Below are 23376 nucleotides of genomic sequence, written 5' to 3'. Positions count from 1 at the left end.
CGATTCGTCGTTTCGTGTGCGGGCCGCGGTCAGGCGTGGGCGGCGGCGGGCTCGGACGCGGCTTTCTCCGCCTCACGTGCTCGGATCCGGCGGAGCACCGGCGCCGCGTGACCTCGCTGTCGGCCGACATTCCAGGTCTGCCACTGCCGGACTGGCAGCAGGCCGTCGACCGGGAGTACGAGCCGTGGGACCGCGAGCATCAGCTCGGCGGGAGGGAGTGACCCCGGCGGCGCCATTCCTCCGCGAGCAGTTCGTACGAACGGACCCGGTCCGTGTGGTCGTGGGTGATCGTCGTGATGAGCAACTCGTCCGCGCCCGTTGCCTCCTGGAGTTGTTCCAGCTGGTCGGCCACCCTGCCCGGTGAGCCGACGAACTGGGTGTCGAGGCGGTCCTGGACGAGGGCCCGGTCCTCGTCGGTCCATGTGTGGGCTCGCGCTTCCTCCGGCGTCGGGAACTCGATGGCGCCCTCGGCGGTGCGGATGCTGCGCACCCACGGGCCGTAGCCGGTGGCGAGTGCGCGGGCGGTGGCGTCGTCCTCCGCGACGACGACGTCCGCGGAGACGCTGACGTACGGCTTGTCGAGGAACTCGGAGGGCTGGAAGAAGGACCGGTAACCCTCCACCGCCTCCAGCACCGTGGCCGGGCTGACGTGGTAGTTCGCCGCGAACCGCAGACCGTTGCGGCCCGCGACAGCGGCGCTCTGACCACCGCTGCTGCCCAGGATCCACAGCTCCACGTCGGCGCCCTCCCCCGGCACGACGTGCGCCTCGACGCCCTCCGGGGACCGGTAGGTGCCGGCGAGCAGGGCGAGGATGTCGTCGATCTGCTCGGCGTAGTCCTGTGACTCGGCGCCCGGCAGCAGAAGCAGCCTGCGCTGCAGCGCGATGCGGGGTGACCCGAGCAGATGCTCGAAGGAGAAGCGGGGCGGGATCAACAGGCCGTTCGGGGTGCGGCCGTCGACGACCGGGGTCGCCGTCGGCAAGGGTGCGGCCGGCTGTCCCGGCGGGCGGCCGCCCGAGCGGCCCAGGCCCAGGTCGAAGCGGCCCGGGTGCAGCGCGTCGAGCAGGCCGAACTCCTCCACGGTGGACAGCGCCGTGCGGTGCCCGAGCTGCACGGCCCCGGAACCGAGCCGGATGGTGGAGGTGGCGGACGCGGTCAGGGCCAGGACGACCGCCGGGGACGTGCCTGCCACGCCCGGATTGAGGTGGTGCTCGGCGAACCAGTAGCGGGCATATCCGAGGCGCTCGGCCTGCTGTGCGAGGTCGATGGAGTTGCGCAGGGCATCGGTTGCCGTCGAGCCGGAGGGGATCGGGACCAGGTCGAGAACTCCGAGGGCGATGTCAGACATGGACGGACTCCTGGGTGAGTGGTGTTGCCGGAAGCACGGGGCCCCATGCGAACGGCGGGTCCGGGATCTCGCGGCGCAGCACGGGGGCGACCTTGGACTGGAACAGCTCGAGGGAGGAACGGTGCTGGGACTCCGTCAGCCCGCCCGCGTCGGCGTGCACGTGGAGGACGGTGTGCCCGAACTGTTCGTGGTAGCGGTGCACCTTGTCGATGACCTGCTGCGGGCTGCCGATCAGCGCGGAGCTGCGTTCGACGAAGTCCTCCAGGGTCTCGAAGACGACCGGCAGGCCCGCCTTCTTGAAGAAGGCCAGGTTGGACTCGAAGATCGGCCGGTATGCGGTGAGGGCCTGCTGGGAGGTGGGCGCGACGTGGATGCCCGCCGTGCCCGCGCCGACGGCGATCTGCGCCGGATCGTGGCCGTAGTGCTCCCAGCGCTCGCGGTAGTGGCGGATCAGCTCGGCGTACGGCTCGATGGGGTTGGTGACGTTCGCCGAGAAGAGCGGGTCGCCGTAGCGGGCGGCCAGGTCGACCGACTCCTTGCTGGTCGCGCTGCCGTGCCAGACCCGGACCGGCCGCTGGTACGGACGCGGCCACACCTCGGCGTCCGTCAGCGGGGGACGGAAGCGGGTGTCGGCGGTGACCTTGTCCTGGCGCCAGATCTTGCGGAAGACCTCGTAGCTCTCGGCGTTGCGGTCCCACTGGCTCTCGGGCGTGACGTGGAACAGGTCGCGCTGGGCGGCGCCGTTGCCCTTGCCGATGATCAGGTCGAGGCGTCCGTCCGACAGGTGGTCGAGGGTGGCGTAGTCCTCGTACGCCCGGACGGGGTCCAGCAGGCTGAGCGTGGTGACGGCCGTGAACAGGCGGATCCGCTTCGTCAGGGCGGCCACATGGCTCAGGACGACGGTCGGCGAGGAGGAGATGAACGGCCGCTCGTGCCGCTCCCCCACGCCGAAGCCGTCGAAGCCGAGCTCCTCGGCGAGCAGGGCGTTGTCGAGCACTTCGCGGAAGCGGTCGTGGGTCGGCTTCTGTATCCCGGTGATGGGATCCGGGCGGTGCACGACGAGTGTGATGGCGAGGAATTTCACGACGCCGCCCGCTCCTCGCCCCGCAGTTCGTCCGGGTGGGCGAGGCCGAGGTGGTGCCGGAGGGTCGGGCCCTCGTAGTCGGTGCGGAACACGCCCTGTTCCTGCAGGAGCGGGACGACCTTGTCGGCGAAGTCGTCCAGGCCGGTGGGCGTGATGTGCGGGACGAGGATGAAGCCGTCGCTCGCGTCCGCCTGGACGTACTCGTTGATGGTCCGGGCGACGGTCGCCGGGGAGCCGATGAAGTTCTGGCGGTTGCCCGTCTCGATGACCAGGTCGCGGATGGACCAGTTGTGGGCGGCGGCCAGCTCACGCCACTCGCGGGCGGTGGCCAGCGGGTCACGGTACATGCGGACCTGGGCGCGGCCCTTGGAGATGTGGTCGGCGCTGAGGTCCGGGTCGATGTCGGGCAGCGGGCCCTCGGGGTCGTAGGAGGACAGGTCCCGGTTCCAGACGAACTCCAGGTGCTTGATGGCGGTGGCACCGCTGACCTGCTGTCGGCGCACCTCCTTGGCCAGTTCCCCGGCCTCTTCGTCCGTGTCGGCGAGGACGAAGCTCGCGGCGGGCAGGATGAGCAGTTCGTCGTGCCGGCGGCCGTACTTGGCGAGGCGGTTCTTGACGTCCGTGTAGAAGGCCCGGCCGCCCTCCAGGGTGGCGTACCGGCTGAAGATGGCGTCGGCGCTGGAGGCGGCGAACTCGCGGCCCTCGTCGGAGTCACCGGCCTGGAAGATCACCGGGCGGCCCTGCGGTGAGCGCGGGACGTTAAACTGTCCGCGGATGTCGAAGTGTTGCCCGCTGTGGACGAACGCGCCGGCCTTGGCGTCGCGCAGGAAGACGCCCGTGGCCTGGTCGGCGACGATCTCGTCGCCGTGCCAGGAGTCGAAGAGCTCATTCGCCGTGGCCAGGAACTCCTTGGCGCGGGAGTAGCGCTCCGTCTGGGGCAGGAAGCCGCCGCGGCGGAAGTTCTCGCCGGTGAAGGCGTCCCAGGAGGTGACGACGTTCCAGGCCGAGCGGCCGCCGGAGAGGTGGTCGAGGCCGGCGAACTGGCGGGCCACCTCGTAGGGCTCGTTGAAGGTGGAGTTGATGGTGCCGGTCAGGCCGAGGTGCTCGGTGACGGCGGCGAGCGCGGCAAGGACCGTGAAGGTGTCGGGCCGGCCGACGACGTCCAGGTCGTAGATCTTCCCGCCCTGCTCACGCAGGCGCAGGCCCTCGGCGAGGAACAGGAAGTCGAACTTGGCGCGTTCGGCGGTCTGCGCGAAGCGGACGAAGGAGTCGAACTCGATGTGGCTGCCGGCAGCCGGGTCGCTCCACACGGTGGTGTTGTTGACGCCCGGGAAGTGCGCGGCCAGATGGATCTGCTTCAGCGGCTTGCTCATGGTGGATGCGGTCCTTCCGGCTCAGGCGGTCGCTGCGGCGTAGCGGCTGGCGGGGCGGGGCAGGCCCAGCAGGCCACGCAGAGTGTCGGCCTCGTAGGCGGTGCGGAAGGCGCCCCGGGCCTGTAGTTCGGGTACCAGGCCCTGGGTGATGGCGGGCAGGTCGTGGCCCGCGACGGCGGGGCGCAGACGGAAGCCGCTCAATCCTTCCGCCGCCAGCTCCTGCAGCAGGTCGGCGAGTTGGGAGGGCGTGCCGGCGAAGACGCGTGCGTCGCTGGTGTACGACTCCCCCGCCAGGGCGTCGAGGCGCGCGCGCCGGTCCTCCGCGGCGGCCTGCGCGTCGTCCAGGAAGACCACCAAGTCCCCGAAGACGTGCAGGAGTTCGTCCCCGCGTGCGGCCGCCTCCTGCTCGGCGCGGATCTCGGCGACGATCGCGCGGGCCTGCTCGGCGTCGTGCGGGGTGACGTAGCCGATGTCGGCCTGGCGGGCCACGAGCCGGTACGGAACGGTCTGGTGGGCGAGGGCGGTGACCAGCGGCTGGCCCTGCGGCGGGCGCGGGGTGATGGACGGGCCCTTGACGCTGAAGTGCTTGCCCTCGAAGTCGATGTAGTGCAGCTTGTCCCGGTCGATGAAGCGGCCGGTGGCCGCATCCCGGATCTCGGCGCCGTCCTCCCAGCTGTCCCACAGCCGCCGCACGACCTCGACGTAGTCGGCGGCCTCGTCGAACAGCTCGGTGAGGCGCTCCTGTCCGGCCGGCGTCCGCAACTCCTCCAGGCTGATCGGCGGGAACGTGCGGCGGCCGAAGTGGTCGGCCTCGTGCGGGCGGGCGGTGATCTGCACGCGCAGGCCGGCCCGGCCGGTGCTGACGTAGTCGAGGGTGGCGATGGCCTTGGAGATGTGGAAGGGCTCGGTGTGCGTGGCGATCACCGTCGGAACCAGGCCGATGTGCCGGGTGAGGGGAGCGATGCGGGAGGCGATGAGTACGGCGTCGAGGCGGCCGCGCACCTGGTCCGTACGGTCGTCCGGCTCGCCGTAGTGCGAGGACTGCAGGCCGAGGCCGTCCTCGAGGGTGACGAAGTCGAGCAGGCCGCGCTCGGCCTCGGCGACCAGATCGGCCCAGTATCCGGCGGTGAACAGGTCCCGGGGACGGGCGACTGGCTCGCGCCAGGAGGCGGGGTGCCAGCCGGTGCCGTCCAGAGCGACGGCAAGGTGCAAATGTGAAGGGGCAGTTGAGGACACGAAGGTGCCTTCCTGGAGGTCCGTATGAGATCACCGGCCCACGACGAGGGTGGGCGCACGGCGCGAGGGAAACGGGGTCAGGAACAACAGAGGGCGCCGGCCACGCGCTGAAGGTCGATGTGGGGCCGGCTGTGGAGGCGTACGGCACGCGGTACACGTGTCACGCGGCCCACCTCCAAGTCATCGCCTTCGACAAGGACAACGGCACGGCTATGCCGTTTCTTCCAGGAAGGCGGCTTCGGTCTGCCGTACGAGTGAGAAGACCGTGCGGCAGCGCAGGGTGAAGCCGATCGACTCGTACAGCCGGATCGCGTTCGCGTTGTCGGCCCTGGCGTGCAGGAAGGGCCGCTCGCCGCGCTCCTTGATGCCGGCCGCGACGGCGCGGACCAGACGGGTGGCCAAACCCCGGCCGCGATACGCCGGGTCGGTGCACACGGCGCTGATCTCGGTCCAGCCGGGTGGGCGGAGGCGTTCGCCGGCCAAGGCGATCAGGCGGCCGCGGTGGCGGATGCCCAGGTAGGTACCCATCTCGACGGTGCGGGGCAGATAGGGGCCGGGTTCGGTGCGGGCGACCAGGTCGAGGATCTCCGGCACGTCGTCGGAGCCGAGCCGTACGGCCTCGGGGTCGGGCTCCGCTCGCAGGCCGGTGTCCACGAGCTGGACGCCGTGTCCGATGCCGACGACCTCCCAGCCCTCCGGTGCCTCGGTGACGCCTCGCACCGAGGCGGTGCCACCGGGGCCGACGAGCGCGGCGAGGTCGCCCCAGGCGCGCGGGTCGTCCTCGTCGGCAACGGCGTAGAAGGGAGCCACGTCCTGGTGATAGCGGGCGGCGTGGCCGATTCGTTCGGCGAAGTGGGCGTGGGGGCCGGTGAGCGCGGCCCATGCGGGGTTGTCCAGGATGTGCGAGGAGCTGGCGTCGAGGGTGATGACGGACATGGTGTGGCGGTCTCCAGGGTGCGGCTCGGGGTGTCCGGCGCGCGGGAACTCCGTCGCGGGGCGGCGGTGGAGTCCCCGGCACGCGGTGGTCAGGAGTTGTCCAGCGGCAGCCCGGGCGGGTTGACCTCGGACTTGGCGACGGCCTCGTCGGAGAGGTTGTACGCCTTGAGCCACTCGGCGTACTGACCGTTCTCGATCAGGTAGTTGACGGCGTCGGCCAGCGGCTTGGCGAGCCCGCTGTCCTTCTTCGCCGTCGCCGCGATCAGGCCCTGCAGGCTCGCGCCCGCGCCGGAGTAGGTGCCCGCGGTGCGGGTGGCGTTGGGCGTGTTGGCCACCTGGCGGTTGTGGTAGGCGAAGCCGGGGTTGGGGCCGAAGGAGGCGTCGACCTTGCCGCTGTTCAGGGCCAGGTAGGTGCTGGTGCTGTCCTGGAAGTACTTGACGGTGAGCTTCTTGCCCTCCTTGGCCAGCTTGTCCTTCCACTCCAGGAGGATCCGCTCCTGGTTGGTGCCGGAGCCGACGGCGATCGTCTTGCCGGCGAGGTTCTCGTAGTTGCCGTCGAAGTTCCAGGTGCTCTTCTTCGGCACGATGAAGGCGAGGTTGTCCTGCCGGTAGGAGGCGAACTCGTACTTCTTCTTGCGCTCCTCGGTGTCGGTGACGTTGGAGAAGGCCACGTCGACCTTGCCGCTGTCGACGCCGACGAAGAGGTTCTCCCAGGTGGAGTTCTTCACCTCGGGCTTGAGGCCGAAGACCGCGGCGACCAGGCGGCCGAGGTCGGGCTCGGAGCCGGTGAGAGTCTTCTGGTCGTTGCCGACGTACGCCAGCGGCGGGAACCCGGCGGGCAGGGCACCGATGCCGATCTGCAGCTTGCCGCTCTTCTTGACCGCGGCGGGCAGTTCGGCGCTGATGGACTTGACCTCGGCGACCTTGATGGTGGTCTGGACGGCGGCGCCGTTGGAGACCCGTCCGATGACGACCTCGCCGGCCTTGGCGGCGCTGTCGGTGGAGGTGGCCGCGTCGCTGTTGCCACCGCAGGCGGCGAGCCCGGTGGCCAGGGAGGCGACGGCGGTCGCCGCGGTGATGCCGCGTATCAGGCTGCGTCGGGTGAGGTGGGTGTGCATGGCCGTTCCTTGTCGCTGAGGGTGAGGAGGGTGGCGTGGGGAGGTCTTGGGATACGGCGGTTCAGAGGACCTTGCTGAGGAAGTCCCTGGTCCGCTCGTGCCGCGGTTTGTCGAGGACCTCGGAGGGCGGCCCCTGCTCGACGATCTTGCCGCCGTCGATGAAGACGACCCGGTCGGCGATCTCGCGGGCGAAGCCGATCTCGTGGGTGACGATGACGAGGGTGGTGCCGCTGGTCGCCAGGTCCTTGATGACGGCGAGGACTTCACCGACGAGTTCGGGGTCGAGGGCGGAGGTGGGCTCGTCGAAGAGGATGACGCCGGGGCGCAGGGCGAGGGCGCGGGCGATGGCGACGCGCTGCTGCTGGCCGCCGGAGAGCTGGCGCGGGTAGGCGCCGGTCTTGTCGGCAAGGCCGACCCGGGCGAGGAGCCCGCGGGCGAGTTCCTGGGCTTCGGGCCTGCTGAGCCGGCCGGTCGCCACGGGTGCGGCGGCCACGTTGTCCAGCACGGTCAGGTGCGGGAAGAGGTTGAAGTTCTGGAAGACGAAGCCGATCCGGCCGCGCTGGGTGAGGATGGCCCGCTCGCCGAGCTCCTTGAGCCGGTCGCCCTGCCGCTTCACGCCGATCAGTTCGCCGTTGATGCTGACGTGACCGATCTCCGGCTTCTCCAGGTGGTTGATGACCCGCAGCAGGGTGGACTTGCCGGAGCCGGAGGGGCCGAGGATGACGGTGACCTCGCCGGGGCGGACGGTCAGGTCGATTCCGTCCAGTACCCGGTGGGTGCCGTACCACTTGTGCACGTCGTGGACCTCGACGGTGGCGGCTTCGACGTCCGCCAGGGCTTCGAGCGTCTCGGCGGTCATACGGCGGCCTCCCGGCGGATGCGGGTCCGCAGGTCGGAAAGACCGGTGCGGAGCTTCTGCAGCGGTGTCGACGGCAGGCTGCGGGTGGCACCGCGGGCGTAGTGCCGCTCGACGTAGAACTGGATGACGGACACGATGCTGGTCAGGATCAGGTACCAGACGGTGACGACCAGCAGCAGCGGCACGATGTCGCCGGGGTAGGTGGAGCCCATGGTCTGCGCGGAGCCGAACAGGTCGAGCAGGGAGACGTAGAAGACCAGCGAGGTGCCCTTGATCAAGCCGATGAGCTGGTTGACGTAGTTCGGGATGATCGAGCGCAGCGCCTGCGGAAACACGATCCTCCGGAACTGGTAGCCCTTCGGCAGGCCGAGCGCCGCGGCCGCCTCGTGCTGGCCCTGGTCGACGGAGAGGATGCCGCCGCGGACCACCTCGGCCGCGTAGGCGGCCTCGTTGAGGCTGAGGCCGACGACCGCGACGACCATGTCGGTGGCGAGTTTGGACTCGTCGAAGGTGAAGAAGGCCGGGCCGAAGGGGATGCCGAGGCTCAACGTCTTGTACAGGGCGCTGAAGTTGTAGAGGAAGATCAGCACCACGATGAGCGGGATGGAGCGGAGTGCCCAGACGTAGGTCCAGCTGACCGCGCGCAGCACCGGGCTCCTCGACAGCCGGGCCAGGGCGAGCACGATGCCGCCGACAAGGCCCAGCACCGCGCTGAAGGCGGTGACTTCGAGGGTGATCAGCAGGCCGTCGAGGATGGTGGGGCGCAGGAACCAGTAGCTCCAGCGGGCCCACTGGTAGAAGGGGTTGGTGACCAGTCCGTGCACGAACTGGGCGACCAGGACCAGTACGACCGCGGTGGCGATCCAGCGCCCGGGACGGCGCAGCGGTACAACTCGCTGGGCTGTGAGGGGCTTTGGCGGCTCGTCGCTGGTCGGCGCCTCGGGGAGGGTGACGGTGGCGCCAGGGGATTCACTCATGGTGGGCTCCGGCTGGGTGGGTACACCCCGGTAGCGCGGCGGCATGCGGGGGCGCACACGACGGCGAGTACCGGGGCGGGGAGGCAACGGCACACCGCGCGGGCGCGGTGCGTCAGGAGGTGCGGGGGCTGCGGGAAGGTGTCAGCCCCGACAGCGGGCACAGCCCGGTGCGGTACACAGTGCGCTGCTCACGCGGAGCAGATCGACGGCACGATCGGCGACGAGCAGGTTCGCGTATGACGGTACGCAGCCCCGGGAGCGGCGTGCGGCCGTCCTGGGAGCTGCGTACATGGCGTCACCGTCTCTGTTCCGGCCCTGGGGGCCCTCGCGCTTACCGAGGCTTCATCGGTCGGGTCGTCACCTGGGGCACCCCACCGCGATGGGAGGGTTGCCGGTCAGCAAGCCAGGGCTTGTCGCTGACGCTCATGACCGTTCTGGGCGGTAGTTAAGACAACGGCCCGAACACTTGTCAACGCCGGTCCGGCAGGTGGAACGGCCGGCGAGGTGATGTTCGACCTTGACACTCACCGGGGCGGGCGACGTACGTTGAACGGGAAAGTTCCTGACGGGTGGAGGCTTTGATGGACGCACTGGGCGCGGCACCGCGCGGTGCGTGCACCGGTGCGCGGCTCATCACCCGGCGGCATGTCGACTACTGCCGTACCTCCTCCGCCGTCTGTCCTTCCGTACACGCCTGACCCTGCCGGCCGTCCCGCCGGCTGTCTCCTCGTGGCCCTGTGGCCGCGATTCCTCGTGTTTCCCGGAAGGAACCCCATTGACCGGCCCCGCCCTGCACCTCGCCGTCGAGATCGACGGCGACGGCGCCCACCCCGCGGCCTGGCGCCGCGCCGCCCACTCCCCCGACCAGCTGCTCACACCGCGTCGCGTGGCCCGGGTCGCCGCCATCGCCGAGAACGCCGGGTTCACCCTGATCACCCTCGATGACGGCGTGCTGCCGCCCGCCGCCTCACCGGATCCGGTGGGCCGTATCGGGGCGGTGGAGCGGGCGGCCTTCGTCGCGGCGTCCACGAGCACCATCGGGATCGCGCCCGTCGTCCCGGTCACGTATGCCGAACCCTTCCACGTCTCCAGCCAGTTGGCGTCCCTGGACCACGTCTCCGCCGGTCGCGCCGGATGGGTGGTGACGGAGGAGGAGCGTCCCGAGGCGGCCCGTGCCTGGGGGCGGCCGCTGATCGCCGACGCCGCCGCGCGGGCCCGGGAGTCCCGGGACGGCGTGGAGGTGGCCCGTGCCCTGTGGGACTCGTGGGAGGACGACGCGGTCATCCGGTCCGTGGCCACCAGCCGCTACCTCGACCGCGAGCGGCTGCACTACATCGACTTCACGGGCGAGACGTATGCCGTCAAGGGCCCGGCGATCGTGCCGCGCCCGCCCCAGGGGCAGGTTGTCGTCCTGGGCCGGCCGGACCGGGTTCCCGCCGCCCAGCTCGACGTCGCTCTCGTCGAGGGGCGCGACCTCGCGTCGGCCGCCACGGCCGCTGCTGCCGCCGGTACGCCCCGCGTCTTCGCCGAGGTCGACGTGGCGCTGGACACCCCGCAGGCCACGGCAGCCGAACGCGTCACCGACCTGGAACGGCACGCGGCGTGGAGCGACCGGGGGCGGCTGCGGCACATCGGCTCGTCGGACCAACTGGTAGCTCTGCTGGTCGAGTTGAGTCGTCACGTCGACGGCGTACGGCTGCACCCGCTGGTGCTGGACGAGGACCTGCCGGTCCTCTCCCGCCTCGTGCTGCCGGCCCTGTCCGAGCGGCGCCTCGTCGCCCGTCCGTTGCCTGGTACGTCCCTGCGCTCGACCCTGGGCCTGGAGCGCCCCGCCAATCGCTTCGCAGCCGCTGCCGCGGTCGCCCAGGAGGACGCCCGATGACCCGCACCGATCCTCTCGACGTCCCCCGGCCTCACGCCCAGCTTCACTTCGGGGTGTTCTTCCAGGGTGTCAACCACTGGACCATCTGGTCCGCTCCCGACAGCGGCTCCCAGATCGACCCCGCCTCCTTCCGCCGGGTCGCCCAGACGGCCGAACGGGGACTGTTCGACGCGTTCTTCCTCGGCGAGGGCCTGCGGCTGCGCGAGGTCGACGGCAGGATCCACGATCTCGACGTGGCCGGGCGGCCGGACGCCATCACCCAGCTCGCGGCACTGGCCGCGGTCACCCGCCGGATCGGCCTGGTCTCCACCTCCAACTCCACCTTCAACGAGCCCGCCGACCTCGCCCGCCGCCTCTCCGGCCTCGACCTGCTCTCCGAAGGCCGCGCCGGCTGGAACGTGGTCACCACGGACAACGCCTGGACCGGAGCGAACTTCCGCCGCGGCGGCTACCTCGACCACGCCGACCGCTACCGGCGCGCCGAGGAGTTCCTCACCGTGGCCCGCGCGTTGTGGGACGGCTGGGAGGACGGAGGGATCGCCGGCTCCGCGGGTGCACGGGAATGGTCGGCGCCGGATGCCGTACGCCGAGTACGCCATCGCGGACCGCAGTTCGACGTCGACCTCGTTCCGACCCTGCCGCGCAGCGCCCAGGGGCACCCCGTGATCTTCCAGGCCGGTGACTCCGGTGAGGGACGCGACTTCGCGGCTCGCAACGCCGACGTCATCTTCTCCGCGCACGGCAACGACTTCGACGACGCGCTGGCCTTCGCCAAGGACCTGCGCACCCGCCTGCGCGCCGCCGGCCGGCCCGACGACGACCTGCGGATCCTGCCGGGCACCGAGATCATCATTGGTGCCACAGAGGAGGAGGCACGGGAGAAGAAGCGCTGGATCCGTCTGCAACAGGTCACCCCGGCCACGGCGTTGGGGATCGCGGGGCTGCTGTGGGGCATCGACCTGTCCGGCCGCGACGCCGACGGGCCACTGCCGAAGGAGGATCCGGTCGTCACCGAGAACGACGGCTCCTTCGGCGCACGTCGCATCGCCGACCCGCGCGCGGTCGTGGCTGAATGGCGGGCGAAGGCGGAGGCACACGGCTGGTCGCTGCGCGAGACCGTCATCGCGCTCGGCCCGCAGCGCGGGCACGTCGGCACACCGTCCGGCCTGGCCGACAAGTTCGCCCACTTCGTGCGGCACGGAGCGATCGACGGCTTCAACGTCACTCCGTACCTCATCCCCGACGGCCTCGACGACATCGTCGACCTGCTCGTCCCCGAACTGCAGGAACGCGGGGTCTACCGCACCGAGTACACCGGCAACACCCTGCGCGAGCACCTCGGCCTGCGCGACCCCCTCACGCACCGGTCCGCGCGGGACCGGCGGCAGGCGGGCTGAGTACCGGGATGGCCCTTCCCCTCAGGAGTGAGCACACATGACTGACAAGAAGCTGTCACACACGAACCGGAATGCGGGTTCGACCGGCGCCCGTTCTCACTGACATGACTGTTGGAGTAGCGCTCAACGCGTCCGACGCGCCGAACCAGGTCGACGCCACCGTGCAACTGGCCCGAGAGGCGGCCGAGTTCGCTCTCACGTCGGCCTGGTTCGGGCAGACCTTCGGCGCGACTCACCCCAGCTCGCGGCGATCGTCGGGCGGGAAGTTCCCGGCCTGCAGGTCGGCACCTCCGCGATCCCCGTCTTCGGCCGGCACCCGCTGCTGGTCTCCAGCCAGGCTCAGACCGCGCAGGCCGCTACCCACGGTCGCTACCACCTCGGGCTGGCCCTGGGCACGAAACTGCTGACGGAGACCGGCTTCGGCCTTCCCTTCGAACGCCCCATCGCGCGCCTGCGTGAATTCCTCACCGCCCTGCGGCAGTTGACCGAGACCGGCACGGCCGACTTCCACGGTGAGCTGCTCACCGCGACCACCCCGGTCCCGGCACGGGTACCGGGCGCCGAGAGCGGCGTCCCCCTGCTGGTGGCCGCGATGGGGCCGCAGGCGCTGCGGGTCAGCGGCGAGCTGGCGGACGGGATCCTGCCCTACCTGGCGGGACCGCGCGCGCTGGCGGAGCACATCGTGCCTGCCCTGACCTCCGCGGCCGAGGCCGCCGGCCGCCCCGCGCCCAGGATCGTGGCCCTGGTGCCCGGCGTGGTCACCGACGACGTGGACGCGGTACGGGCCAAGGCCACCGAGAGCCTCGCGTTCTACGAACAGATCCCGTCCTACGCCCGGGTCATCGAACTCTCCGGCGGCCGGCGGGCCGCCGACCTGGCCGTGATCGGCGACGAGAAGACCGTCGAGGCCGAGGTACGCCGATACCGCGACGCCGGCGCCACCGAGGTCGTGTTCTCGGGTACCGAGATCGCGGGAGAACCCGACCGCCGACGCACCTGGCGACTCCTCGGCGAACTGGCCCACTGAGCCCGCCGGTCGAACCTACGGGCCCGACCGGCCCTCTGCCCCCCTGCACCCCGTGACGAAGGAGAACCCATGACCACCGAGGCAACCACGACCGACTTTCATGCCTTCACCGAGAACTGGCTGGAGTGGCACCGAGCCCAGGAGGCCCGGCTCGCCGACCCGCACGGGTTCCTGGCGATCACCGGCCTGCACTGGCTCGACGACCGGCCCCAGCGCTTCCCGGACGCGCCCGGTGCGTGGCGCACCGGGACCGAGGGAGTCGTCGTAGACCTCGACGACGGTGAGGAACTGGTCGTAGACGGAACGCCGGTGCACGGTGAGCACCGCTTCGGCGTGCTCCCCGAACGCGGCGGCGTCGACGCCGTCTGGGGAGACGCCGTCATCGAGATCGCCAGGCGCGGCGGGCACGACATCGTGCGCCCCCGGCACCCGGACGCGCCGCTGCGCACGGCCTTCACCGGAACGCCGGCCTACGCCCCCGACCCGCGCTGGGCCGTGACGGGCCGTTACGTCCCCTTCGACACACCCCGGCCGACCACCGTGGGCGCCGCGGTCGAGGGCCTTGAGCATGTGTACGACGCTCCGGGCAGGGTCGAGTTCGAGCTGGACGGGCGCCCGCTGTCGCTGACCGCGTTCCCCGGGCATGGCGCGGGCCGTCTGATGGTGCTGTTCACCGACGCGACCTCCGGGGTCACCACCTACGCCGCCAACCGGGTTCTCGCCCTGGAGCCGCCCGCCGCCGACGGTAGGGTCGTACTGGACTTCAACCGCGCCACGAACCTGCCGTGCGCCTACACGGACCTGGCCACCTGCCCGCTTCCCCCGGCCGAGAACCGGCTGCCGGTGGCCATCGAGGCCGGCCAGAAGATCCCCCGCGAGCGCGGCGGTTCCTGAGCCGGACCCGGTGCCGGTCCGACTGCTCCTGCGGGGCGTCGCCTTCCGGCATTGACGTACGGCAAGAGCCCTCCGTACGATCACGAACGGCATTGAGTGTCAGCGTCAAGCCCTGGCTCGCTGACCGGCAACCCCTCCCGCGCGGTGGGGTGCTCCAGGTGAAAGCCCGGCGGGATCACCGACGATCTCCGCAAGCGCGTGGCCCCGTGACCGGGGCCGGAAATGTGGAGGACCGGCATGCGGCACGGTGGTGACCTCAGCACCCACTTCGCCGCCGCCACCGTGTTCTCCCGGCTCTCGCGTCGGCGCCACATCGACCTCAAGCGCTCGACCAGCTGTCTCTGTCAGGCCTGACGGACCTTCCCGCCGCCGGTCGCGGTACGGCATCTGCCGTCGCGCGCCCGGCCGCGCCTGATCTTCGTCTGTCTTTGAGCCCTGTTTCCCCGTGATCCCTGTCTGCACCGCGCTCGCCCGGCACCGGCGTCGCGCCGGCCGGGGCCACACACCCACGTACGGCCATGCCTCGCACGGCACCCGTGCCGGGTGACACGAGTAGGAGAAGCCCTCCGTGACTGCACTCCCCGATGTCAGATCCACCCCGTGGGCGGCACTGACCGCCCTTGTCACCACCAGTGTTCTGCTGACCGCCTGCGGCTCCAGCGGCACCGATCCCGGCAGCGGCACCGGGCAGCCCAGGTCCGGCGGCACCCTGACCTTCGCGGTGGGCTCGGACGCCGGCTGCGTGGACCCGCAGCAGGTCGCCAGCAACGAGACCATCTATTCGGTGCGCCAGATCGTGGACTCCCTGACGGACCAGGACCCCAAGACCGGCAAGATCGTGCCGTGGCTGGCGAAGAGCTGGGACGTCAGCTCCGACGCCACGACGTTCACCTTCCGTCTGCGCTCGGGCGTCACCTTCAGCGACGGGTCGAAGCTGACCGCTCAGGTGGTCAAGGACAACTTCGACGCGGTGCCCCGGCTCGGCGCGCTCGGCACCCTCGCCGAGGGCTATCTCAGCGGCGTCAAGAGCACCACGGTAGTCGACCCGCTCACCGTCAAGGTCACTTTCAAGCAGCCCAACGCCCAGTTCCTGCAGGCCACCTCCACCCACTCGCTCGGCATCGAGTCGTCGGCGAGCGTGAAGAAGACCCCGCAGCAGAAGTGCAGCGACGGCGTGACCGGGTCCGGGCCGTTCGTGCTGAAGCAGTACGTGCAGAACCAGTCGCTCACCCTCGCCAAGCGCACCGGATACGCCTGGGGTTCCTCGCTGTGGACCAAGCAGGGCGAGGCGTACCTGGACAAGCTGGTGTTCAAGGTCGTACCGGAGGCGGGTGTACGGGCGGGCAGTCTCCAGTCCGGCCAGGTGGACGCGATCAGCAGCGTCGGCAGGGCCAACGAGGCAGCGCTCAAGGGCGGCCAGGTCACCCTCCAGCGTCGGGCCAACCCCGGCATCGTGTTCGGCCTCGGCCTCAACAACTCACGGCCGGCCCTGAAGGACGCGCGAGTGCGCCAGGCGATCCTGTACGCCATCGACCGGAAGCAGGTTGCGGACACCGTGTTCCCGACCGGCACCCAGCCGGCGACCAGCGTCCTCGCGCACACCACGCCCGACTACACCAGCCTCGCCCCGGACCTGACGTCCGACGCGGCCAGGGCCAAGTCCCTTCTGGAGGCGGCCGGTTGGAAGCCGGGCAGTGACGGCATCCGCACCAAGGACGGCAAGAAGCTCGGTCTCACCATCGACTGGGTCCCCAACGCCGCCACCAACCAACCCGCGTTGGAGCTGATCCAGCAGCAGCTCAAGGCCGTCGGGATCCAGGTGTCCCTCAGGCAGCTCCAGATCACCCAGCTCGCGCCGACGCTGCAGTCGGGCGACTACGACGCGGCCTGGGGGAACATCACCCGGGCCGACCCGGACATCCTGCGCAGCTCCTTCTCCACGAAGCTGGCCAACTTGTACCGCTTGCCGACGAGCAGCCTGGACACGGCCCTGGCCGCGCAGGCCGCGACCACCGACACCGCCAAGCGCAAGCAACTGATCGCCCAGGCACAGCGGTTGATCGTGCACAACGCCTACTACGTGCCGGTCGTGGAGCTCCAGACCCAACTGGGGGTGTCGAAGAGGGTGCACGCCCTGAACTTCGACGCCTCCAGCCGGCTCCAGCTGCACGACACCTGGATCGGCTAGCGCATGCGCCGCTATGTGATCAAACGGCTCGCGCAGGCGGTCGGCGTGCTGTGGGCGGCGTACACGGTCTCGTTCCTGGTGCTGGACTATCTGCCGGGCGACCCGGTCACGGCGATGGCCGGTGCCGGGATGGACTCGGGGCAGGTCGATCCGAAGCAGATCGCCGCCCTGCGGCACGAATACGGCTTCGACAAGCCGGTGGTGGTGCAGTACGCCGAGTACCTGGGGCGGGCGGCGCGCGGGGACTTCGGCGACGCGGTGTCCACCGGTCGCCCGGTCACCTCGACGCTGGCCGACGCCCTGCCGCAGACCCTGCAGTTGACCGGGGCGGCCCTGTTGCTCGCGGTCGTCCTCGGCGGTGGTCTGGCGGTGCTGGCGACCTACACCGCTCAGCGCTGGCTGCGGCAGCTGCTGCTGTCGCTGCCGCCGCTGGGGGTGTCCGTCCCGACGTTCTGGGTGGGACTGCTGCTCGTCGAGACGTTCTCCTTCCGGCTCCACTGGTTCCCCGCGTTCGGCAACGACGGGCCGAAAGGGCTGGTGCTGCCGGCCCTGACGCTGGCGGTGCCGACCGGCGCGCAGGTCGCCCAGGTGCTCGCCAAGAGCCTGCTCACCGCACTGGACCAGGCGTATGTGGAGACCGCGCGGGCCAAGGGCGCCGACCGGTGGCGGGTCCATCTGCGGCACGCCCTGCGCAATGCGTCCCTGCCGGCGCTGACGGTCGTCGGCCTGCTGGTGGGGCAGCTGATCGCCGGTTCGGTGGTCGTCGAGACGGTGTTCTCCCGCGACGGCCTCGGCCGCGTCACCGCGGCGGCGGTCACGGCCCAGGACATCCCGCTGGTCCAAGGGGTGGTGGTGTTCGGTGCGCTGATCTTCGTGACGACGAATCTGGTCATCGACCTGGTCTATCCGCTCCTGGACCCGCGGGTCGTGGTGGCCTCGGACAGAAGGGCGGCACTCGCATGAGCCAGAGCCTTGTCGACGACCCGGCCGAGGCGGCGCCGGGACTGGAGCGCCCGGTCGAGGCGAGTCGGGGGCCGGATCCGGGACGCCGCGTGGACGTACGGCGGCTGCTGCGCTTCGTGGTGCGCCGCCCGGGTCTGCTGCTGTCGGTGGTCGTCCTCGTGCTGGTCGTGCTGGCCTCGTTCCGGCCCGGCCTGTTCGCCTCGCAGGACCCGCTGAGGGGCGTGCCGTCGCAGAACTTCCGCGGCCCGAGCGGCAGTCACTGGTTCGGCACGGACGAGCTGGGCCGCGATGTGTTCTCGCGGGTCGTCCATGGCGCCCAGCTGTCCCTGAAGGCCACGCTGATCGCGGTGCTGGTCGCGTTCGTGGTCGGCGGGCTGCTCGGGGTGGTCGCCGGGTTCGTGGGCCGCTGGGTGGACGACGTGCTGATGCGCTTCGTCGACGTGCTGCTGGCCATCCCCGCGCTGTTCATGTCCCTGGCCCTGGTGACCGCGCTGGGCTACGGCACGGTGAAGGTGGCGGTCGCGGTCGGCATCGCCAGCGTCGCCGCGTTCGCTCGAGTGGCGCGTGCGGAGGTGCTGCGGGTGCGGCAGGCGGTGTTCGTGGAGGCGTCGCGCGCGAGCGGGGCCCGCTGGTACTCGGTGCTGGGCCGGCACGTGCTGCCCAATGCGGCGGGCCCGGTGATCGTGCTGGCCACCCTCGACTTCGGCTCCTCCATCCTGGCCGTGTCGGCCCTGAGCTTCCTCGGCTACGGCGCTCCCCCGCCGGCCCCGGAGTGGGGCACGTTGATCTCCGACGGCCGCAACTACCTCGCCAACGCCTGGTGGCTGACCGCACTGCCCGGGCTGGCGATCGCCGCGACCGTGCTGGCCACCAACCGCATCGCCCGGGCGCTGGACGGCGAATGGTCCCGGCAGCGATGACCGACGAACGTGAGAACGGTGAGGACGTGACCACACCACTACTGGAGATACGCGGCCTGTCGGTGTCGTACCGCACCCGGGGCGGCACGGTCGAGGCCGTCCGGGGCGTGGACCTCGACGTGTGGCCGGGACAGGTGACGGCGGTGGTCGGCGAGTCCGGCTCCGGGAAGAGCACCATCGCGCACGCCATCACCCGGCTCCTGCCGGCGAACGGCCGTATCGACGCGGGCACGGTCCGCTTCGGCCGGCACGACCTCGCCACCCTTTCGGAGGCGGAACTGCGCACCGTACGCGGAGCACGGATCGGACTGGTCCCCCAGGACCCGACCGTCTCCCTCAATCCGGTCAAGCGGATCGGCGACCAGGTCGCCGAGGTGCTGCGCATCCATGGTCTGGCGACGCGCCGGTCGGCTCCCGCCGAGGCGGTCGCCGTGCTGGACCGCGCCGGGCTGCCCGACGCGGCCGTCCGGGCCCGGCAGTATCCACACGAACTGTCCGGCGGCATGCGGCAGCGCGCCCTGATCGCCATCGCCATCGCCGGCCGGCCCGAGCTGATCATCGCCGACGAGCCCACCAGCGCACTCGACGTCACCGTCCAGCGGGTCATCCTCGACCATCTCCAGCGCCTCACCGAGGAGTCGGGCACCGCGGTCCTGCTCGTGACCCACGACCTCGGGGTCGCCGCCGACCGGGCACAGCGGCTGGTGGTGATGTCCCAGGGCAAGGTCGTCGAGGCGGGCCCCACCCGTGACATCCTGGCCGACCCGCAGGACGACTACACCCGGCACCTGCTGGCCAGTGCGCCGAGCCTGACCACCGCCCGGCCCCGCACCCCGGTCTCCAGCCCCGAGGCGCAGACGGCACCCCTGCTCGAAGTGCGCAACCTGGTCAAGGAGTTCAGGCTGCCCCGCACCGGGGAGAGACCTCGCACCCTGCGCGCCGTGGACGATGTCAGCCTTGCCCTGCACCGGGGCCGGACCCTCGCCCTCGTCGGCGAGTCGGGCTCAGGCAAGTCCACCACCGCTCGCCTGGTACTCCGCCTCGCCGACGCGACCGCCGGGCAGATCCTGTTCGACGGCACCGACGTCACCACCGCCAAGGGCATTCGGGCCAGGCAGTTGCGCCGCCGCGCCCAGCTCGTCTACCAGAACCCGTACGCCTCGCTCGACCCGCGCTGCTCCATCGGCGAGGTGATCACAGAACCGCTGCGCGCCTTCAAGGTCGGCGACCGCGCCTCCCGGCTCGCCCGGGCCCGTGAACTGCTCGACCGGGTGGCACTTCCCTCCGCCGCACTGGAGCGTCGGCCGGCGGAGCTGTCCGGCGGACAGCGGCAGCGCGTGGCGATCGCCCGCGCCCTCGCCCTGTCTCCCGACCTGGTGGTCTGCGACGAGCCGGTCTCCGCCCTCGACGTGTCCGTACAGGCCCAGGTCCTGGACCTGCTGGCGGAGTTGCAGGCCGACACAGGGGTGGCCTACCTCTTCATCTCGCACGACCTGGCCGTCGTACGGCAGATCGCGCACCACGTCGCCGTCATGCGGGCCGGCCGCGTCGTCGAGACAGGCCCGCCGGAGGAACTGTTCAGCCGCCCTCGCCACGAGTACACCCGCGAACTTCTCGCGGCGATCCCCGGCGGCCGTGTCCCCTCCCCCGCCCCCGAGACCACCACGAGCCGAGGACCAGTTTCATGAGCACTCCCGCCATCACCTCGTTGGCCTTTCTCACCCCGGGCAACTTCGCCGACGACGACCCCTGGACCGGCCTGGAGGAGACTCTCCAGCTGTTCGAATACGGCGAACGGCTCGGCTACGACGGGGCCTGGATCCGCCAGCGCCATCTCGAGCACGGCGTCGGCTCCGCCGCGGTGTTCCTCGCCGCGGCCGGCCAGCGCACCGAGCGGGTCGAGCTGGGGACCGCGGTCATCCCCATCGGGTACGAGAGCCCGTTCCGCCTGGCCGAGGACCTGTCACTGGCCGACGTACTGTCCCGCGGCCGCCTCCAGGTCGGCTTCAGCACCGGCATGCCGCACGCCGAACTGCTCGGCGATCTGGTGTACGACGGGGACTGGCGCGGCTTCGACCTGTCGTACGGCAGGATCGCCCGCCTCGTCGACAACCTGCGCGGCCACTACCTCGGCGGCCCGGACACGGTGATCCACTCGCCCGGCAACGTCCAGCGGCCGCGACTGCAGCCGCACAACCCCGGTCTGGTGAAGCGGATCTGGTACGGCGGGGGCAGCCTGCGATCGGTCCGCTGGGCCGCCGAGAACGGTCTCAACCTGCTGTCCGGCAACATCGTCTCCGGCGAGGACACCGACGACTTCACCACCGCCCAGCTGAACCTGCTCTCCGAGTACCGGCGCAGCACGCTCGACGACCGGCCGGCGACGCGGGTGGCGCTCGGACGGGTGATCGTGCCGTTCGACAGCGCCGACGCCGCCACCCGGGCCCGCTACCGGGACTACGCGGCCAGTCGGCACGAGCGCACCCTGAAGCCGCAGACCCTGGCGGCGCTGGGCCCGAAGCGGCTCCTGTTCGCCCCGGACGTGGTCGGCACCGCGGAACAGATCCTGGAACAGCTGGCGGCGGACCCCGTCCTCGCGCAGGTGTCGGAGCTGCGCCTGGAGCTGCCGTACGAGTTCCATCGCGAGGAGTACGAACAGATCCTGCACGACGTACAGCACCTGATCGCCCCCGAGCTGGGCTGGCGCCCAGCTTCCCCGGCGTTTCAGGAGACGGGCCGGTGAGTCCTGTTCCAAAGCGTCCGGCCCGGGGCAGCAGAAACGGCCGACCATGAATCGTCGAGTCGGCGCCTCAGCAGGCCCGGGCTCCGGCCCAGTTCGGCAACGCTAGTTGATGTCGATGTTGACGGTGGAGACGCTGCCGTCCGCGTGGGTCAGGGTCACTGGCCCGAAGGTGATGATCACGGAGGAGCGGCTTCCCGGACCCTTGTAATAGCCGGTCGCCCGGGTGACCCGGACGGCCAGGGCCACGAGAGTCGAAGCAGCCTGTGCGTCGGCGTCGATCTCTGGCTGGGCAGTTGACACGGCGCGCAGTCATCGGCGTACCGGCCGGGACGTACCGCACAACCTCAGGCAGCGGTCGGAGGCATGAAGTCACCCACCGGTGGGTTGAGACGGGCAAAGCCTTCCTGGCGCTGGTAGGGGAAGTACGGGTAGGGCGCTGCCTTGCTGCTCGCCGCGTCGAGTTTCGCCATCTGGTCGGGCGTGAGTGCCCAGCCGACGGCACCCAGATTCTGGCGGAGCTGCTCCTCATTACGGGCGCCGATGATGACGGAGGAGACGGTCGGCCGTTGCAGCAGCCAGTTGATGGCGATCTGCGGAATGGCTTTGCCGGTCTCCTGCGCGATCTCGTCGAGGACGTCGACCACCCGGTGGAGGTGCTCGTCATCGACCGGCGGGCCGTAGTCCGCGGTTCGGTGCAGCCGGCTGCCGGCGGGCAGCGGTTGGTCGCGGCGGACTTTGCCGGTGAGCCGTCCCCAGCCGAGAGGGCTCCAGACGAGCGCGCCGAGTCCCTGGTCGAGTCCGAGGGGCATCAGTTCCCACTCGTAGTCGCGTCCGACAAGGGAGTAGTAGACCTGATGCGCGATGTAGCGCGGGTGGCCGTACCTCTCCGCGATCGCGAGGGACTTCATCGCCTGCCAGCCGGAGAAGTTGGAGACTCCGAGGTAGCGCACCTTTCCTGCGCGCACGAGATCGTCGAGCGTGGACAGGGTTTCCTCGATGGGCGTGCCGGCGTCGAAGGCGTGCAGCTGGAACAGGTCGATGTAGTCGGTGCCGAGCCGGCGCAGCGCGTCCTCGCATGCGGTGATCAGGCGGGAGCGGGACGAGCCCGCGTCGCCCGGGCCGTCACCCATCGGCAGGCTGGTCTTGGTGGACACGATCACCTGATCCCTGCGGCCTTTGATCGCTTCGCCCAGCACCACCTCGGACGCGCCGCCGGAGTACACGTCGGCGGTGTCGAACATCGTGATCCCGGCATCCAGGCAGATGTCCACGAGGCGGCGCGCTTCTTGCGCATCGCTGTTGCCCCAGGCCCCGAACAGCGGTCCCCGGCCGCCGAAGGTGCCGGCGCCGAAGCTCAGCGCGGGGACCTTGAGTCCGGATGCACCCAGCCGCCTGTATTCCATGGCCACTCCCCAATCTTCCCAGCCGTGCTAGCTAACGGGTCTAGAGTTCCGTTAACATGTCACCCCGAAGGTACCAGATGCAAGCGATTAACGAAACTGGGGTCCCGTTATGGGTTCGGAGCGTTCGGAGCCGGGAAGCGTCCGGCCGGGAGGCCGTACGGCGCGGGTGCGGGCGGCTGTGCTGCAGGCGGCCGGGGACGCCCTGGCCGAGCGGGGCTTTGCCCACTTGGACCTCGCCGACATCGCGCGCCGCGCCGAGGTGGGCAAGACGACCGTCTACCGTCGCTGGGGAACGGTGACCAGCTTGGTGGCCGACCTGCTGGTGGACATGGCCGAGCAGTCACTGTCGCGTACGGAGACCGGTTCGCTGCTCGGCGACCTCAAGGCCAATGCCCGGCTCGTGCAGCGCACCTTGGCCGACCCGCGGCAGGGGGCACTGTTCAAGGCCATGATCGCGGCCGCCACCTGCGAGGCGAAGACGGCCGAGGCTCTGCACCACTTCTACGACATCCGCGTCGAGGAGTGGGCGCACTGCGTCCAGCAGGCCATCGACCGGGGCGAGGTACCCGAGGACACCGACACCCATGAGGTGATCCGTGCTGTCTCCGCACCCCTCTACTACCGCCTCCTGACCAGCGGCGATCCCCTCGACGAAGACGCCGCGGACCGGGCCGCCGAAGCCGCCGCGGCTGCCGCGCGCGCCGGTGCGTACCTGCGGAGCAAATGACTTGCCTGACGCCTCGCATCCGCACCGGGTGCGGATCACCGTGAGTGCTCTCCGGCGGTGCAGCGGCGGCAGGTTCTGCCTCTTCGTCGAGGCGGCAGGTGGTGTCGTCGTTGCGGCCGCCGCGTGTTCAGCGAAGGCTACGAAGATGATCGCAGCCAGGACCGCCCGGTCATCGCAGCGCCGCCGGCCTCCCCCTTGAGTACGTACCGGTGGCTCCGGCGCCAGGTCCTGGAAGATCTCCCACAGCCCGTCGGGCACCAGCCGCTCAACTATGTCCATTCTCGGATCAACGAGCTGTCGC

General features: G+C 70.7%; 21 protein-coding genes, 2 pseudogenes and 2 riboswitches. Of the genes and pseudogenes, 11 read left to right on the top strand and 12 right to left on the bottom strand.

Annotated elements, in window-relative coordinates; genetic code table 11:
• Nucleotides 1-199: 199 nt before the first annotated feature.
• From IE318_RS29265 to IE318_RS29230, 9 genes are all read right to left on the bottom strand, one after another.
• Nucleotides 200-1348: an LLM class flavin-dependent oxidoreductase gene (locus tag IE318_RS29265; protein ID WP_189905163.1), complete on the bottom strand. Its 1149-nt coding sequence runs from the start codon at nt 1346-1348 to the stop codon at nt 200-202.
• On the bottom strand, nt 1341-2432 hold the full coding sequence (locus IE318_RS29260) for an LLM class flavin-dependent oxidoreductase (protein WP_189905161.1): 1092 nt from the start codon (nt 2430-2432) through the stop codon (nt 1341-1343). Before IE318_RS29260 ends, IE318_RS29265 begins: the two co-directional genes overlap by 8 nt.
• On the bottom strand, nt 2429-3805 hold the full coding sequence (locus IE318_RS29255) for an NtaA/DmoA family FMN-dependent monooxygenase (protein WP_189905159.1): 1377 nt from the start codon (nt 3803-3805) through the stop codon (nt 2429-2431). The genes IE318_RS29260 and IE318_RS29255 overlap by 4 nt, the downstream gene beginning before the upstream one ends.
• 21 nt (nt 3806-3826) lie before the next feature.
• Nucleotides 3827-5041: an LLM class flavin-dependent oxidoreductase gene (locus tag IE318_RS29250; protein ID WP_189905157.1), complete on the bottom strand. Its 1215-nt coding sequence runs from the start codon at nt 5039-5041 to the stop codon at nt 3827-3829.
• Nucleotides 5042-5118: 77 nt separating this feature from the next.
• Nucleotides 5119-5205 carry a putative leader peptide gene (locus tag IE318_RS46630; RefSeq protein ID WP_324605925.1) on the bottom strand — a complete coding sequence of 29 codons (87 nt, stop codon included), beginning with the start codon at nt 5203-5205 and terminating at the stop codon, nt 5119-5121.
• A gap of 46 nt (nt 5206-5251) precedes the next feature.
• Nucleotides 5252-5977 carry a GNAT family N-acetyltransferase gene (locus IE318_RS29245; RefSeq protein WP_189905155.1) on the bottom strand — a complete coding sequence of 242 codons (726 nt, stop codon included), beginning with the start codon at nt 5975-5977 and terminating at the stop codon, nt 5252-5254.
• An 89-nt stretch (nt 5978-6066) separates the two neighbouring features.
• Nucleotides 6067-7095, bottom strand: coding sequence for an ABC transporter substrate-binding protein (locus IE318_RS29240; RefSeq protein ID WP_189905153.1), 1029 nt, complete (start codon nt 7093-7095; stop codon nt 6067-6069).
• A gap of 61 nt (nt 7096-7156) precedes the next feature.
• Nucleotides 7157-7954, bottom strand: a complete 798-nt coding sequence (locus IE318_RS29235) for an amino acid ABC transporter ATP-binding protein (protein WP_189905151.1) — start codon at nt 7952-7954, stop codon at nt 7157-7159.
• Nucleotides 7951-8931, bottom strand: a complete 981-nt coding sequence (locus IE318_RS29230) for an amino acid ABC transporter permease (protein ID WP_189905149.1) — start codon at nt 8929-8931, stop codon at nt 7951-7953. Before IE318_RS29230 ends, IE318_RS29235 begins: the two co-directional genes overlap by 4 nt.
• Nucleotides 8932-9253: 322 nt before the next feature.
• Nucleotides 9254-9362, bottom strand: a riboswitch (SAM riboswitch).
• A 344-nt stretch (nt 9363-9706) separates the two neighbouring features.
• Here IE318_RS29230 and IE318_RS29225 point away from each other — a divergent pair.
• From IE318_RS29225 to IE318_RS29185, 10 genes and pseudogenes are all read left to right on the top strand, one after another.
• Entirely contained in the window at nt 9707-10813 is a 1107-nt protein-coding gene (locus IE318_RS29225) for an LLM class flavin-dependent oxidoreductase (protein WP_189905148.1), read from the top strand.
• A complete protein-coding gene (locus IE318_RS29220; RefSeq protein ID WP_189905146.1) occupies nt 10810-12210 on the top strand; it encodes an NtaA/DmoA family FMN-dependent monooxygenase in 1401 nt (466 codons plus the stop codon). The genes IE318_RS29225 and IE318_RS29220 overlap by 4 nt, the downstream gene beginning before the upstream one ends.
• Before the next feature lie 104 nt (nt 12211-12314).
• A pseudogene (locus IE318_RS29215) lies at nt 12315-13237 on the top strand (LLM class F420-dependent oxidoreductase).
• A gap of 69 nt (nt 13238-13306) precedes the next feature.
• Nucleotides 13307-14131, top strand: coding sequence for a DUF1684 domain-containing protein (locus IE318_RS29210; protein ID WP_189905144.1), 825 nt, complete (start codon nt 13307-13309; stop codon nt 14129-14131).
• Between the two features lie 88 nt (nt 14132-14219).
• Nucleotides 14220-14334, top strand: a riboswitch (SAM riboswitch).
• Between the two features lie 34 nt (nt 14335-14368).
• Entirely contained in the window at nt 14369-14485 is a 117-nt protein-coding gene (locus tag IE318_RS46625; protein WP_324605924.1) for a putative leader peptide, read from the top strand.
• 214 nt (nt 14486-14699) lie between these two features.
• Nucleotides 14700-16319, top strand: coding sequence for an ABC transporter substrate-binding protein (locus tag IE318_RS29205; RefSeq protein ID WP_189905142.1), 1620 nt, complete (start codon nt 14700-14702; stop codon nt 16317-16319).
• A 3-nt stretch (nt 16320-16322) separates the two neighbouring features.
• Complete coding sequence (locus IE318_RS29200) at nt 16323-17282, top strand: ABC transporter permease (protein WP_189905140.1); 960 nt, start codon at nt 16323-16325, stop codon at nt 17280-17282.
• Nucleotides 17279-18202, top strand: coding sequence for an ABC transporter permease (locus tag IE318_RS29195; protein ID WP_189905138.1), 924 nt, complete (start codon nt 17279-17281; stop codon nt 18200-18202). The genes IE318_RS29200 and IE318_RS29195 overlap by 4 nt, the downstream gene beginning before the upstream one ends.
• Nucleotides 18199-19890, top strand: coding sequence for a dipeptide ABC transporter ATP-binding protein (locus tag IE318_RS29190; RefSeq protein WP_189905136.1), 1692 nt, complete (start codon nt 18199-18201; stop codon nt 19888-19890). The genes IE318_RS29195 and IE318_RS29190 overlap by 4 nt, the downstream gene beginning before the upstream one ends.
• Complete coding sequence (locus IE318_RS29185) at nt 19887-20945, top strand: LLM class flavin-dependent oxidoreductase (RefSeq protein ID WP_189905133.1); 1059 nt, start codon at nt 19887-19889, stop codon at nt 20943-20945. Before IE318_RS29190 ends, IE318_RS29185 begins: the two co-directional genes overlap by 4 nt.
• A gap of 102 nt (nt 20946-21047) precedes the next feature.
• Here the strand turns inward: IE318_RS29185 and IE318_RS29180 are convergent, their stop codons facing one another.
• Both IE318_RS29180 and IE318_RS29175 read right to left on the bottom strand, forming a co-directional pair.
• Nucleotides 21048-21245: a hypothetical protein gene (locus IE318_RS29180; RefSeq protein WP_229903814.1), complete on the bottom strand. Its 198-nt coding sequence runs from the start codon at nt 21243-21245 to the stop codon at nt 21048-21050.
• A 44-nt stretch (nt 21246-21289) separates the two neighbouring features.
• Entirely contained in the window at nt 21290-22348 is a 1059-nt protein-coding gene (locus IE318_RS29175) for an aldo/keto reductase (RefSeq protein WP_189905131.1), read from the bottom strand.
• Nucleotides 22349-22457: 109 nt separating this feature from the next.
• Between IE318_RS29175 and IE318_RS29170 the strand changes: the two genes are divergently transcribed.
• Nucleotides 22458-23075, top strand: coding sequence for a TetR/AcrR family transcriptional regulator (locus IE318_RS29170; RefSeq protein ID WP_189905129.1), 618 nt, complete (start codon nt 22458-22460; stop codon nt 23073-23075).
• Nucleotides 23076-23210: 135 nt separating this feature from the next.
• Here the strand turns inward: IE318_RS29170 and IE318_RS29165 are convergent.
• Nucleotides 23211-23354, bottom strand: a pseudogene (locus tag IE318_RS29165) (IS5/IS1182 family transposase); the annotation flags it as partial.
• Between the last annotated feature and the right edge of the window lie 22 nt (nt 23355-23376).

The sequence above is a fragment of the Streptomyces spiralis genome (assembly GCF_014654675.1).
Taxonomy (GTDB): Bacteria; Actinomycetota; Actinomycetes; order Streptomycetales; family Streptomycetaceae; genus Streptomyces; species Streptomyces spiralis.
The sequence above is the reverse complement of the archived record's forward strand: the minus strand, read 5'-3'. Positions and strand labels throughout refer to the sequence as shown.

Excerpts from the sequence above, each read along its gene's own strand:
- IE318_RS29265 (WP_189905163.1), bottom strand. The coding sequence starts at position 1,348 with ATGTCTGACATCGCCCTCGGAGTTCTCGACCTGGTCCCGATCCCCTCC.
- IE318_RS29255 (WP_189905159.1), bottom strand. The coding sequence starts at position 3,805 with ATGAGCAAGCCGCTGAAGCAGATCCATCTGGCCGCGCACTTCCCGGGC.
- IE318_RS29245 (WP_189905155.1), bottom strand. The coding sequence starts at position 5,977 with ATGTCCGTCATCACCCTCGACGCCAGCTCCTCGCACATCCTGGACAAC.
- IE318_RS29240 (WP_189905153.1), bottom strand. The coding sequence starts at position 7,095 with ATGCACACCCACCTCACCCGACGCAGCCTGATACGCGGCATCACCGCG.
- IE318_RS29235 (WP_189905151.1), bottom strand. The coding sequence starts at position 7,954 with ATGACCGCCGAGACGCTCGAAGCCCTGGCGGACGTCGAAGCCGCCACC.
- IE318_RS29230 (WP_189905149.1), bottom strand. The coding sequence starts at position 8,931 with ATGAGTGAATCCCCTGGCGCCACCGTCACCCTCCCCGAGGCGCCGACC.
- IE318_RS29220 (WP_189905146.1), top strand. The coding sequence starts at position 10,810 with ATGACCCGCACCGATCCTCTCGACGTCCCCCGGCCTCACGCCCAGCTT.
- IE318_RS29210 (WP_189905144.1), top strand. The coding sequence starts at position 13,307 with ATGACCACCGAGGCAACCACGACCGACTTTCATGCCTTCACCGAGAAC.
- IE318_RS46625 (WP_324605924.1), top strand. The coding sequence starts at position 14,369 with ATGCGGCACGGTGGTGACCTCAGCACCCACTTCGCCGCCGCCACCGTG.
- IE318_RS29200 (WP_189905140.1), top strand. The coding sequence starts at position 16,323 with ATGCGCCGCTATGTGATCAAACGGCTCGCGCAGGCGGTCGGCGTGCTG.
- IE318_RS29195 (WP_189905138.1), top strand. The coding sequence starts at position 17,279 with ATGAGCCAGAGCCTTGTCGACGACCCGGCCGAGGCGGCGCCGGGACTG.
- IE318_RS29190 (WP_189905136.1), top strand. The coding sequence starts at position 18,199 with ATGACCGACGAACGTGAGAACGGTGAGGACGTGACCACACCACTACTG.
- IE318_RS29185 (WP_189905133.1), top strand. The coding sequence starts at position 19,887 with ATGAGCACTCCCGCCATCACCTCGTTGGCCTTTCTCACCCCGGGCAAC.
- IE318_RS29175 (WP_189905131.1), bottom strand. The coding sequence starts at position 22,348 with ATGGAATACAGGCGGCTGGGTGCATCCGGACTCAAGGTCCCCGCGCTG.
- IE318_RS29170 (WP_189905129.1), top strand. The coding sequence starts at position 22,458 with ATGGGTTCGGAGCGTTCGGAGCCGGGAAGCGTCCGGCCGGGAGGCCGT.